Here is a 12,314-nt window from a genome sequence, read left to right as displayed (position 1 = left end):
GGCGGTTCCTCGCAGCGACATACCGCTGCGAGGAGCCGCCGACGTTGCGTTTCGCGGAACCGCTGGATCGTCGAGCAGCGGGGCGGGCGTCAGTGGGCGGCGTCGGCGTGCTCGGGGAACAGCACGTCGGGGGCGTCGACCCGGCGGTCCGTGACGGTCGTCGGGCTCTCGAGGTGCACGGCCCCGGACGGCAGGATCCCGGCGCCGCCGAAGCGCTCCATGACCCGCCACTGGGCGACGACGTCCTCGCCGGCGTGCTCTGTGGGCAGCACGGGCCAGAAGCCGAACCCGCCGACGGCCTCGAGCGCCGCGCGGTCGTACAGGACGCAGGCCCCGACCCAGGCGACCCGGTAGGGAACCCAGCCGCCGGGCTCCACGTCGAGGTCCGCGGCGACGTGCGTCGGGTTCGCGGCGTTGTGCAGCGAGAGCCGGTCGAACGCCGGGGTGCCGCGACGGACGACCTCGGGGACGACGGGGCCGTCCCACGGCTCGTACACGGCGGTCTCGTGCGGCCGTCGGTCGTCCAGGTAGGACAGCCCCTGCACGGCACTGCCGACGAACCCGCAGCCCAGGGAGCGGAGCGCGTCGAGCATCCGGCGGACCGAGCCCGGTTCGAGCCAGACGTCGTCGTCGAGGTACAGCACCGCGGGTGCGGTGGCGTGGTCGAGCAGGTGCTGCCGGTGCTCGGCCAGGCCGCGCCGTTCCGGGTGCGCGAGGAGCGTGACGGGGCGGCCCTGTGCCTCCAGGACGCGCAGCATGGCGGCGACCGACGGCGCGGTGGCGGCGTCCTGCCCCGCGGACTGGTCGCTGAGGACGAGGCGGAACGCGACGTCGGTCTGGGCGGCGAGCCCGGCGAGGGTCGTGGCGAGCTCGGCGGGGCGTCCGACCGTCGGGACGAGGACGTCCACCTCCGCGTCGAGCGGGGCGTCGTGCGACGGCCGGGCCCACGCCCCCGACCAACGGGCGGGGGTCACGGCGCCGGGTCGGGCTCGACGGGGGCGGTGGGCGCTGCGGTCGTCGGGGTGGCGTCGTGCCCCGCCGCCGCCTCGCGGATGCGACGGACGACCGCCGTCGTGGAGTGCTCGGGCACGTAGTCGACCATGACGACCTCGCCGCCGTAGGCGCGGACCACCCCGGTCTCCTCGAGCATCTCGGGCGAGTAGTCGCCGCCCTTGACGTAGACCTCGGGGCGGAGCCGTTCAATGAGCGGGATCGGAGTGTCCGTGGCGAACACCGTCACGAGGTCGACGCACGCCAGCGCCGCGAGCACGCCGGCGCGGTCCTCGGCCGGGTTGATCGGCCGCTCCGGGCCCTTCAGCCGGCGGACCGAGTCGTCGTCGTTGAGCGCGACGACGAGCAAGTCGCCGAGCTCACGCGCCTGGCGCAGGTACGTCGTGTGTCCGCGGTGCACGACGTCGAAGCAACCGTTCGTGAAGACGACGCGGCGACCGGCGGCCCGGGCGGCCTCGACGGCGGTCGCGAGGTCGTCGTGGTCCACCACGGTGGCCGCGGGAGCCGTCACCGACTCGAGCAGCGCGGCGGCGGAGCAGACCGACGTGCCGGCCTCGCGGACGACGACGTCCGCGGCGGCCTGCGCGACCGTCACGGCGTCGCGCGCGGGGGCGCGCACCGCCAGCGCGACGGTCGCCGCCGCGCAGAAGGTGTCGCCGGCGCCGGACGCCTGCTGCTCGGACGCGGGGGTCGCACGCGTCCGGAAGCCCTGGTCGGAACCGGGCTCGAGCAGCACCGTGCCGTCCTTGTCGAGCGTGACGACGGCGGCGCGGGCGCCCGAACGGGCGAGCACCTCGGCGCGGGCGTCGACGACGGTCTGCACGCGGGCAGACCCGGTGCCGAGGTCGTGGCCGAGCAGGGCGGCGGTCTCGCCGGCGTTCGGCGTGACGAGGTCGGGGTGCAGGCCGGCCCAGCGGCGGAGGTCGTGCGCGTCCACGACGACGGCCGCGGGGCGGTCAGCGTCGAGCACGGGGACGACGTCCTCGGCCCGTACGCCGAGGTCGTAGTCGCACACCACGGCGGCGTCGGCGCACCGGACGGCCCGCCGGACGGCGTCGGCGAGACGCTGCCCGGTCGCGGCGTCGGGGGTCTCGGCGATCTCGTCGACGCGGACCACCACGCGGTCGCCGCCGACGACGCGCGACTTCGTGGTCGTGGTGCCGCCGGGGACCTCCACGAGGAAGGACGTGTCGACGCCGGCCGCGGTCAGCCGGTCACGCAGGACCCGGCCGGACTCGTCGTCGCCGACCAGCCCGACCATGCGGACGCGGGCGCCGAGGGCGCGGGCGTTCACGGCGGTGTTCGCGGCGCCGCCGGGGACGGCGACGGTGCCGGTGACGCGGACGACGGGCGCCGGGGCCTCGCGGGAGACCCGTTCGGCCTCGCCGACGGTCCAGCGGTCGAGGATGCAGTCGCCGATCACGACGACGAGGGGTTCGCGGTCGTCGACGGTGGCGACGAGGTCGCGGACGAGGCGGACGTCGGCGGTCACCGGGCACCACCGTCGGTGTCGGCGCCGGCGTCTGCCGTCGCGCCGGCGGTGGCTTCGGCGTCGGCGTCGACCGTCGCGTCGGCCCACGTCACGCGCGCCGGGGCCGGTTCGAGGTGCACCACCGTGGTGGTCGTCATCTCGTCGAGCAGGTGCGGTCCGTACCCGAACCCGGCACCGGAGGCGCCGCGCGGTTCGGCGCTGCCGCCGGGAGCACCGCCGAAGACCGCGTTGACCTTGACGGTCCCGACCGGCAGCTCCGCCGCGGCGCGCAGGGCGTGCCCGGTGTCCGCGGTGAGGACGGTGGCCGCGAGTCCGTAGCGGTCGGCCGCCGCCAGCCGGAGGCCCTCGTCGAAGTCCTCGACGACGCGGACCGGGGCGATCGGGCCGAAGGTCTCCTCGGTCATCGCGAGCATCTCGTCGGTGCAGTCGGTCAGGACCGTCGCCGGGTAGAACGTGCCCGCACCGTCCGGGGTGACCCCGCCGGTCCGCACGACGGCGCCGTGGGCGACCGCGTCGTCGACGTGCTCCTGCACGGTGGCGCGCAGCCGGTCGTCGACGAGCGGCCCGAACTCGGCGGCCGGTGCCGCCGTGCGGCGCTCGGCCTCGGCGACGAGCGCGGCGACGAACGGCTCGGCGACGGCGCGGTGCACGTAGACCCGCTCGACGCTCGTGCAGATCTGCCCGGTGTTGGCGAAGGCGCCGAGGGCGACCTGCGCGGCCGCCCAGACCGGGTCGACGTCACCGTCGACCACCACGGCGTCGTTGCCGCCGTTCTCGCGGATGACGTGTGCGCGGGTCGTCGCGGCGGCGGCCGTCAGGCGGTCCCCGGTCGCGGTCGAGCCGACGTGGGCGTAGACGTCGATGCCGTCCTGCTCGAGGAGCAGCTCACCGGTGGCCGCGTCGCCGTCGACGCCGACGAGCACGCCGTCCGGCAGCGCCTCCGCCAGGAGCTCGTTGAGCCGCGCGATGGTCGCCGGGCACCGCTCGCTGCCCTTGTGCACGACCGTGTTGCCGGTGACGACCGCGGCGCCGAGGATCCCGCACGCCACGGCGACCGGGTCGTTCCAGGGCGTCAGCGCGAGGACGACGCCCCGGGGGTGCGGCACGGACCAGTCGGCGGCGCCGAACTGCCCGCGGAGGGCCTCGCCGCGGTGGACCGGTCCGAGCTCGGCGTACTGCACGAGCGTGCCGATGCCGGCCTCGACCCCGCCGAGCGCGTCGCCGGGGACCTTGCCGGTCTCCCGGGTGTTCAGGTCGGCGAGCTCCTGCGCGTGCTCACGGAGGACCGCGGCCGCGCGGTGGAGTGCGGCGCCCCGCTCGGCCGGCGCAGTCCGGGCCCAGCCGGGCGCGGCGGCACGGGCGCGGGCGACGGCGTCGCGGACCTCGTCCGGGGTCGACCGCCGGGTGGTGCTGGCGACCGAACCGGAGACGGGGTCGGTGACGACGATCGCGGCGTCCGCAGCGGAAGTCGCATCGGCGTCCGCAGCGGAGGGAGCAGCAGGAGCGGCGGCGGCGGCGTCGGTCGAAGCGGGGGACGGAGCGGCGAGGGTCATGGTGTCCTTCGGATGCGCGGGCGGGAGGCACCACGCTGCCCGGCTGCTGCTGGGCGGCGGTCCGGGTTCGCTCCAGGCCATCCGCGAAGCGCAACGGCGCGCAGTGCTCAGCGCCGCCCAGCCGGTGCCCGACCGTGTTCCCGGGAGTCCTCCGGTAGACGGGTCGGGTGGAACTGATCGGCAACGGTGGAGAACGCTTCGACGACGTCCGGGAGATCGCGGTGCTCCGCGGCGGTGGACTGGGCGACCTGATGTTCGCGGTCCCCGCGCTCGAGGCCCTCGCCGCCGCCTACCCCGAGGCCCGCATCACGCTGCTCGGTGCACCGCTCGCACCGGCCGTGCTGCGCGGGAGGACGGACGCGGTGCACGCGTTCGAGGAGCTGCCCGTCGCCCCCGGCGTCCGTGACGGCGGTGAAGGTGCCCCGGACCTCGAGGCGTTCGTCGCACGCCTGCACGGTCGCTTCGACCTCGCGGTGCAGGTGCACGGCGGCGGCCGCAACTCGAACCCGTTCCTCCTCCGGCTCGGCGCCCGCCACACCGTCGGCACCGCCACCGAGGACGCCGAGGTCCTGGAGCGCTGGGTCCGCTACGTCTACTACCAGCACGAGGTGCTCCGCGGGCTCGAGGTCGCCTCGCTCGCCGGAGCGGCACCGGTCACCCTCGACCCGCGCGTCCGCGTGACGGACGACGAGCGGGCCGCCGTCCGTGCAGAGCTCGGCGTCGCCGGGCGGCTCGTCGCGGTGCACCCCGGCGCCACGGACCCCCGCCGTCGCTGGAGCCCGGAGCGCTTCGCCGCCGTCGTCACCGCCCGGCTCGACGCGGGCGACGACGTCGTGCTCGTCGGGGACGCATCCGACGTCCCGGCGGCCCAGGCCATCCGCGGCGCGGTCCCCACCGCGCTGCACGACCACCTGCACGACCGCACGGGCACGCTGCCCCTGTCGCAGCTGCCCGCCGTGCTCGCCGCCGCCGACGTCATGGTCGGCGACGACTCCGGCCCGAGGCACCTCGCGGTCGCCGTGGGCACCCCGACCGTGGGCGTGTTCTGGTTCGGCAACGTGGTGAACGCCGGCCCGACGGACCGCGGTCGCCACCGCGTGCACCTGTCCTTCGTCACGCGGTGCCCGGTGTGCGGCATCGACGTCACACAGGTCGGATGGACCGCGGAGCGCTGCGCGCACGACCCGTCCTACGTCGACGAGGTGACGCCCGACGCCGTCCTCGCGGACGTCGCCGACCTGCTGGCCACGACCGCCCGCCCCGTCGCCGTCGGCCCCTGACACGCCGGGTACCCGGCCTGGAGGCACGCCCCATCCCCGCCGCGCAGGTCACCGAGTGCGGACGACACGCCGGCAGGGTGTCGGCCCGCGGGCCCTTCCCGTCGCTCGGCAGCACCGAGCGCCCCAGAAGTGGCACTCTCGCGGGGGAGCATCGCCCCCTCGTCCGTCGGCCCCTGAAACGGCGGCGCCAGCCTGGAGGCACGCCCCACCCCTGCCCCGCCGGTCACCGAGTGCGCACGACACCCCGTCGGCGTGTCGGCCCGCGGGCCCTTCCCGTCGCTCGGCTGCGCCGAGCGCCCCAGAAGTGGCACTCTCGCGCACGCGAGAGGCGCGGTACCCACGGGTACCGCGCCTCGTCCGCGCTCGACGGGCTACGGCCAGCTGGGCTCGGTCGCGGGCATGATCGACAGCTCGCGGATCTCGCACCCGGCCGGCTGCGACAGCGCGAACAGGATCGAGGCCGCGACGTACTCCGGCTCGATCAGCTGCGCGTCCGGCCCCGGCTTGTACTGCTCCGTCCGACCCTCGAAGAACGCGGTGCGCATGCCCGCCGGGATGATGTTCGTCACGCCGATGCGCCCGGCGGACTCGGCGGCCAGCGCCTGCGAGAACCCGCGGACGCCGAACTTCGACGCCGAGTAGGCGGTGCCGTCGCCGACCCCGCGGAGCGCGAGCGACGACGAGATCGTGACGACCCGGCCGTGCGTGGCCTCGAGCGCCGGGAGCGCCGCGCGCACGACGGCTGCGGTGCCGAGCAGGTTCACGCCGATGATCCGCTCCCAGTCGCCGGACGAGATGCTCCCGATCGGCGCGGGCTTGTCGATCCCGGCGGCCGTGACGACCGCGTCGAGTCCGCCGTGGCGCTCGACGGCCTCGCGGACCGCACGCTCGGTGGCCTCGGTGTCGGTGACGTCGACCGCGACTGCGTCGACGCCCTCGGCCACCGCGTCGACCCGCAGGTCGAGCACGATCGGGGTGCCGCCGGCCTCGGTGACGGCGGCGACGACCGCCGCGCCGAGACCCGAGGCGCCGCCGGTGACGAGGACGCGACCGATGGGGGTGGTGGGGACGGGCATGTGCTTCCTTCCGGAGGGCGTGGTGCGGCCCGTCGGCGGCGCCGACGGGCGGTGTGGTGGTGCGGACCACCGGACGGGAGGCACGTGGCGGCGGTGCGCCGTGCCTCCAGGCCGGGGGTGGTCGGGACGGGCGCCGTCAGCCGACGCGCGCGATGGCGGCGGCGAGCCGGGTGGTCGAGCGGCCCGCGTGGAACGGGACCGTCACGACGCGGCCGCCCCACTCGGCCAGGGTGGCCGACTCCGGGAGCTCGCTCGCCGCGTAGTCGCCGCCCTTCGCCCAGACGTCCGGGCGGAAGCGCCGGAGCGCCTCGTCCGGGGTGTGCTCGTCGAAGACGACGACGGCGTCGACGCAGTCCAGGGCGAGGAGCAGCTCGACGCGGTCCTCCTGGCTCATGATCGGCCGCTCCGGGCCCTTGAGCGCCCGGATCGAGTCGTCGGAGTTCAGGCAGACGACCAGGCAGTCGCCGAGCGCCCGCGCGGCGGAGAGCGTCCGGGCGTGCCCGGCGTGCAGCAGGTCGAAGCACCCGCCGGTGGCGACGACGGTGCCGCCGGCGCTCCGGACCTCGTGCACGACCCGGAGGGCGTCGCGGTCCACACCGGGGACGGGCACCGGGGCGGGGCCGTCGTCCGCGAAGAGTGCCGTCACGCCACCGGCGGCCAGGTACTCCGAGGCGGCGAGCACGCCCGCGGCGACGGCGTCGGTGACGTCGGCGCCCTCGGCGAGGGCGATCGCGACGCCCGCGGCGAGCCGGTCGCCGGCGCCGCACGGGTCCCCAGCGGTGACCGACGGAGCGGGCACGAACCGGCTGTCGAGCGCCGCGTCGCGGTCCGGCGCGGTGCGACGGCGGCTCGCGACGAGGGCGCCGCGGTCGCCCATGGTGACGGCGACGGCGTCGACGCCCCAGGTCTCGACGAGGGCGGCCGCCGCGTCGGTGGCGAACGGCACGCTGTCGCCGGTGACGTCGGTGAAGCGTCGGGCCTCGGCGGTGTTCGGTGTGACGACCGCGGTGCCGGTCACGGGCGCGGCGCCCTTCGGGTGCGGGTCCCACACCACCGGGGTGGTGGTGGCGACGCGCTCGAGCGCGGCGCGGAGGTCGGGGGAGGCGGCGACCCCGCGGCCGTAGTCGGCGACCACGATCGCGTCGGCGCCCTCGAGCGCGGCGGTCATCGCGGCCGTGGTGTCGGGGACGGGCGGTGTCGCGCAGCCCTCGTCGATCCGGACCAGGGCGTGGTCGACGACCCGGACGCGGGTCTTGACGGGCGTGGCGACCCCGGACGGGCCGGCGACGACGTCGACGTCGGGGAGCAGGGCGCGGACCTCGGCGGCGCGGTCGTCGTCGCCCAGGACGGTGACGAGCGTGACGTCGTGGCCCTCGCGGACGAGCATCGAGGCGACGAGACCGGCCCCGCCGGCGCGGCGGTCGTCGGTGCGGACGTCGACGACGGGGACGGGGGCGTCGGGGCTCAGGCGTTCGCTGGTGCCGGAGACGTCGACGTCGAGCAGGGTGTCCCCGACGACCACGACGCGGCGGCGGGTGCCGCCGGTGCGGCCAGCGGCGCTGCCGGTCGTGGTGCCCGTGCTGCCGGTCGTGCTGCCGGTCACCGTCGGCCCCCGCGGCGAAGGGCGGGCTCCATCGCCCGGCACAGCGCGTGCACGAGGACGAGCTGCGCCTCCTGCACGTTCGCGGAGGGGCCGTCGATGCAGATCGCGTCGTCGACCGCGTCGGCGAGCGGGTTCGGTCCGGGGCCGGTCATCGCGATCGACCGGGCGCCCACCGCCCGCGCGGCCGCCGCCGCACGGAGCAGGTTCGGGCTCTTGCCGCTCGTGCTCAGGAGGACGAGGACGTCCCCGGCCCGGGCGTGCGCCGTGACCTGGCGGGCGAAGACCTCGTCGTAGCCGTAGTCGTTCCCGATGGCCGTGACGGCCGAGCTCTCGGCGTGCAGCGAGATCGCGGAGTACGCGGGCCGGTCGCCGTCGAAGCGGCCGGTGAGCTCCGACGTCAGGTGCTGCGCCTCGGCCGCGGACCCGCCGTTGCCCGCGGCGAGGAGCCGGCGGCCGGCGACCAGGCGCCCGGCGATGTCGTCCGCCCACGCGGCGATGTGGTCCTGGTGGTCGACGAGGGACGCGATCACCGGCACGGACGCGGCGATGTGGTCGACGACGGTCCGGACGCTCGTGCGCTCGGTGCCCGGGTCGAGGGTCCCGGTCTGCTGGTCGATGGTCATTGTGCGGTCCTCTCCGTCGGGAGCGACGGACGGAGGTTCCGGCCGGCGCGGGTGGGGCGGGAGCCCGTGGTCATGGGGGTGGGCACCGCGGCGGGGGCGGTGCCGGTCGCGGCGACGTCGGGAGCGGGCACGGTGGCACCGGACCCGGCGACGAGCCGCTCGTAGACGCGCTCGCTGTCCGCGGCGACCTTGTGCCAGGTGTAGCGGGCCTCCGCGCGCTCCCGTCCGGCGCGACCGTAGGCCTCGCGGCGGGCGCTGTCGTCGAGCACGAGTCCGACGGCCTCGGCGACGGCCTCCTCGTCCCGCGGGGGGACGTGCAGGCCGGTGGCGTCCTCGACGACCGTGTCGATCAGGCCGCCGACGCTCGACGCCACGACCGGTCGGCCGCACGCCATCGCCTCGAGCGGCACGATGCCGAACGGCTCGTACCAGGGGGCGCACACGACGACGTCGGCGCTCCGGTAGACGGCGGGCATGTCGTGCTGCCCGAGCTGGCCGCGGAAGGTCACGTGGTCGCGCACACCGAGCGAGCGCGCGAGGGCGTCCAGGCGCTGGTACTCCGGGTCGTCGACCAGGTCGGACCCGGCCGTCCCGGCACCGCCGACGACGACGAGCTCGACGTCGCGGCCCTCGTCGAGCAGCCGGGCGAGGGCGGCGATCGTGGTGCCGACGCCCTTCCGCCGGACCAACCGGGACGCGGTCAGGACCCGGAACGGGCGACCCCGCTCCTCGGCGGGCCCGTCCGGGGTGAACAGCTCGGTGTCGACGCCGCACGGTACGACCGAGATGGCGTGCAGGGGGACGCCGAGGGCCTTCAGCTCGAACGCCTCGTCCGAGCAGGTCGCGACGACCTGGTCGACGCTCCGCCCGACCGCGGGCTCGACCCACTCGCGCTCCGCGGGGCTCGTGTCCGCCGAGCCCTGGTGGCGGCGCTTCACGACGCCGAGCGCGTGGAAGGTCTGCACGACGGGGATGCGGACGCCCCCGGTGCGGGCCTGGACCTGCCGGACGGCGTCGAGTGCGGCGTGCCCGGACATCCAGAAGTGCCCGTGCACCACGTCGGGGCGGTCCACGAACCACTCGGCCGCGAGCACCGCGGCGAAGGTGTCCATGAACGGGAACAGGTCGTCCTTGGGGACGTGCCGGGCGGGTCCGGCGTCGACGTGCACGACCTCGACGCCCGGACGCAGCGGCACCCGGACGGGCAGTGCGGCGTCGTCGCGGCGGGTGTGGACCGTCACCTGGTGGCCGCGGTCGGCCAGCGCCCCGGAGAGCTCGGCGACGTGCACGTTCTGCCCGCCGGCGTCGACACCACCGAGCACCGCGAGCGGGCTCGCGTGCTCGGAGACCATGGCGATCTTCATCGGGTGCTCCCTTCCAGCGCGACGGCCGTCGCGCGTCCGCGTCGCGCACCCCGCGCGACGGCGTCGTCGAGGAGGTCGTCCCAGTCCGCCAGGTACCGGGGCAGCGCGTGCCGCGCGAGCGCGGCCTCCCGTGCCACGGCGCCCCGTCGGCGCGCCTCCTCGGGGTCCTCCAGGAGCGTCCTGGAGGCGCGGACCAGGTCCGCCACGTCGGTCGCGATCGCGCCGGCGTCGGCGGGCACGCTCCGCGGTGCGTCGGTCGTCGCGAGGACGAGCACCGGCATCGCCATGTGCATCGCCTCGATGAGCGACAGGCCGAGCGACGTCCACCGGTTCGGGTGCACGTAGGCGCGGCGCTCGGCCAGGGCCGCGTGCATCGGGTCGGCGGGGACGTCGCCGCGGGGGACGACGCGGTCGCCGAGGCCAGCCTCGGGCAGCCGCTCGGTGCCCATGCCCCAGACGTCGACCGGAGCGACCGCGGCGAAGCGGGGGAGCAGGTCGGTGCCGACGACCCGGCCGCGGCGCACCGGCTCGTTGATCACGACGCCGAAGCGCTCGAGCCTGCCGGTGTACAGCGGCCCGGGGTCGACCACGCCGTGCTCGACGACGGTCGTGCGGGTGGTCCCGCAGTCCCACATCAGGGCGTTCCAGTGCGTCACGTGCGCGATCAGCAGGTCGTCGCGGTCGCGGAGCGGGTGCAGGCTGTTCGGTACGTCGACGCGCGGTGCGTTGTGCTCCACGAAGACCGTCGGCACCTCGCGGCCGCCGAGCAGGCGCGCAGCCTCCTCGAGCTCCTCGGTGCGCTGCAGGACGACCACGTCGACCTCCGCGTCGGCGACGTCGGCGGGGTCGATCTCGATCGCGTTCGCCGGCCAGTCGCGGCCGCCGCGTCCGAGCCCCCAGGCGTCTCGCGCCGGGGTGGTCGGGATGAGGTACTCGTGGGGGCCGCGGACGAAGGCGTCCATCCAGCCGCCGTGCACGTGCCACACGAGGATCCGCATGCAGGGCCTTCCGTCTCGTCCTGAGCCCCTCCCGGTCGCTCCGTCGCCGGACACCCCTGCCTGTCCACGGTGCGCGTCGAGGACGTCCTGGCGGCCCACGAACGGCTCCTCGGACGCGCTCCGCGGATGAACACGAGAAGCCTGCGAGGTCCGGCAGCGGGCGCTGCGTAGCGTGCGCCACTGCTCCTCCTCCTCGCCGACCCCGGCGACGGAGCGACCGGGAGGGGCTCAGGACGAGACGGAAGGCCCTGCATGCGGATCCTCGTGTGGCACGTGCACGGCGGCTGGATGGACGCCTTCGTCCGCGGCCCCCACGAGTACCTCATCCCGACCACCCCGGCGCGAGACGCCTGGGGGCTCGGACGCGGCGGCCGCGACTGGCCGGCGAACGCGATCGAGATCGACCCCGCCGACGTCGCCGACGCGGAGGTCGACGTGGTCGTCCTGCAGCGCACCGAGGAGCTCGAGGAGGCTGCGCGCCTGCTCGGCGGCCGCGAGGTGCCGACGGTCTTCGTGGAGCACAACGCACCGCGCGTCGACGTACCGAACAGCCTGCACCCGCTCCGCGACCGCGACGACCTGCTGATCGCGCACGTGACGCACTGGAACGCCCTGATGTGGGACTGCGGGACCACCCGCACGACCGTCGTCGAGCACGGCGTGGTCGACCCCGGGCCGCTGTACACCGGCAGGCTCGAGCGCTTCGGCGTCGTGATCAACGAGCCGGTGCGCCGCGGCCGGGTCGTCGGCACCGACCTGCTCCCCCGCTTCGCCGCGGTCGCTCCGGTCGACGTCTGGGGCATGGGCACCGAGCGGCTGCCCGAGGCTGGCCTCGGCGACCGCGTCGTCCCCCGCGGCGACGTCCCCGCCGACCCGATGCACGCGGCCCTGGCCGAGCGCCGCGCCTACGTGCACCCGAACCGGTGGACGTCGCTCGGCCTGTCGCTCATCGAGGCGATGCACATGGCGATGCCGGTGCTCGTCCTCGCGACGACCGACGCACCGCGGAGCGTGCCCGCCGACGCCGGCGCGATCGCGACCGACGTGGCGGACCTGGTCCGCGCCTCCAGGACGCTCCTGGAGGACCCCGAGGAGGCGCGCCGACGGGGCGCCGTGGCACGGGAGGCCGCGCTCGCGCGGCACGCGCTGCCCCGGTACCTGGCGGACTGGGACGACCTCCTCGACGACGCCGTCGCGCGGGGTGCGCGACGCGGACGCGCGACGGCCGTCGCGCTGGAAGGGAGCACCCGATGAAGATCGCCATGGTCTCCGAGCACGCGAGCCCGCTCGCGGTGCTCGGTGGTGTCGACGCCG

10 protein-coding genes are annotated in these 12,314 nt (G+C 76.1%); 2 read left to right on the top strand and 8 right to left on the bottom strand.

Features of this window, described 5'->3' with window-relative positions:
• Positions 1–89: 89 nt before the first annotated feature.
• The 3 genes from HUN59_RS12185 to HUN59_RS12175 are packed head-to-tail and all read right to left on the bottom strand — an operon-like array spanning position 90 to position 4,056.
• Entirely contained in the window at positions 90–974 is an 885-nt protein-coding gene (locus HUN59_RS12185; protein WP_174778490.1) for a glycosyltransferase, read from the bottom strand.
• Positions 971–2,503: a D-glycero-beta-D-manno-heptose 1-phosphate adenylyltransferase gene (gene rfaE2 / locus HUN59_RS12180; protein ID WP_254629865.1), complete on the bottom strand. Its 1,533-nt coding sequence runs from the start codon at positions 2,501–2,503 to the stop codon at positions 971–973. Before rfaE2 ends, HUN59_RS12185 begins: the two co-directional genes overlap by 4 nt.
• Complete coding sequence (locus HUN59_RS12175; protein ID WP_174778489.1) at positions 2,500–4,056, bottom strand: aldehyde dehydrogenase family protein; 1,557 nt, start codon at positions 4,054–4,056, stop codon at positions 2,500–2,502. Before HUN59_RS12175 ends, rfaE2 begins: the two co-directional genes overlap by 4 nt.
• A 167-nt stretch (positions 4,057–4,223) precedes the next feature.
• Between HUN59_RS12175 and HUN59_RS12170 the strand changes: the two genes are divergently transcribed.
• On the top strand, positions 4,224–5,336 hold the full coding sequence (locus HUN59_RS12170) for a glycosyltransferase family 9 protein (RefSeq protein ID WP_174778488.1): 1,113 nt from the start codon (positions 4,224–4,226) through the stop codon (positions 5,334–5,336).
• A gap of 371 nt (positions 5,337–5,707) precedes the next feature.
• Here HUN59_RS12170 and HUN59_RS12165 read toward each other — a convergent pair whose 3' ends face one another.
• From HUN59_RS12165 to HUN59_RS12145, 5 genes are all read right to left on the bottom strand, one after another.
• Positions 5,708–6,412 (bottom strand): SDR family oxidoreductase, encoded by a 705-nt coding sequence (locus HUN59_RS12165; protein ID WP_174778487.1) that lies wholly within the window; start codon positions 6,410–6,412, stop codon positions 5,708–5,710.
• Between the two features lie 136 nt (positions 6,413–6,548).
• Positions 6,549–7,934: a PfkB family carbohydrate kinase gene (locus HUN59_RS12160; RefSeq protein WP_254630062.1), complete on the bottom strand. Its 1,386-nt coding sequence runs from the start codon at positions 7,932–7,934 to the stop codon at positions 6,549–6,551.
• Between the two features lie 77 nt (positions 7,935–8,011).
• Complete coding sequence (locus HUN59_RS12155; RefSeq protein WP_144801212.1) at positions 8,012–8,638, bottom strand: D-sedoheptulose-7-phosphate isomerase; 627 nt, start codon at positions 8,636–8,638, stop codon at positions 8,012–8,014.
• Positions 8,635–10,002, bottom strand: coding sequence for a glycosyltransferase (locus tag HUN59_RS12150; RefSeq protein WP_174778485.1), 1,368 nt, complete (start codon positions 10,000–10,002; stop codon positions 8,635–8,637). Before HUN59_RS12150 ends, HUN59_RS12155 begins: the two co-directional genes overlap by 4 nt.
• Positions 9,999–11,000, bottom strand: coding sequence for a glycosyltransferase (locus HUN59_RS12145; protein ID WP_174778484.1), 1,002 nt, complete (start codon positions 10,998–11,000; stop codon positions 9,999–10,001). The genes HUN59_RS12150 and HUN59_RS12145 overlap by 4 nt, the downstream gene beginning before the upstream one ends.
• Positions 11,001–11,252: 252 nt before the next feature.
• Between HUN59_RS12145 and HUN59_RS12140 the strand changes: the two genes are divergently transcribed.
• Positions 11,253–12,254, top strand: a complete 1,002-nt coding sequence (locus HUN59_RS12140) for a glycosyltransferase (protein ID WP_174778484.1) — start codon at positions 11,253–11,255, stop codon at positions 12,252–12,254.
• Positions 12,255–12,314: the final 60 nt, after the last annotated feature.

The sequence above is a fragment of the Curtobacterium sp. Csp2 genome (assembly GCF_013347165.1).
This window is presented reverse-complemented; position numbering and strand designations above follow the sequence as displayed.

Bases quoted from the DNA above. Each gene is read 5' to 3' on its own strand.
- HUN59_RS12175 (WP_174778489.1), bottom strand. From the start codon at position 4,056: ATGACCCTCGCCGCTCCGTCCCCCGCTTCGACCGACGCCGCCGCCGCC.
- HUN59_RS12165 (WP_174778487.1), bottom strand. From the start codon at position 6,412: ATGCCCGTCCCCACCACCCCCATCGGTCGCGTCCTCGTCACCGGCGGC.
- HUN59_RS12155 (WP_144801212.1), bottom strand. From the start codon at position 8,638: ATGACCATCGACCAGCAGACCGGGACCCTCGACCCGGGCACCGAGCGC.
- HUN59_RS12150 (WP_174778485.1), bottom strand. From the start codon at position 10,002: ATGAAGATCGCCATGGTCTCCGAGCACGCGAGCCCGCTCGCGGTGCTC.
- HUN59_RS12145 (WP_174778484.1), bottom strand. From the start codon at position 11,000: ATGCGGATCCTCGTGTGGCACGTGCACGGCGGCTGGATGGACGCCTTC.
- HUN59_RS12140 (WP_174778484.1), top strand. From the start codon at position 11,253: ATGCGGATCCTCGTGTGGCACGTGCACGGCGGCTGGATGGACGCCTTC.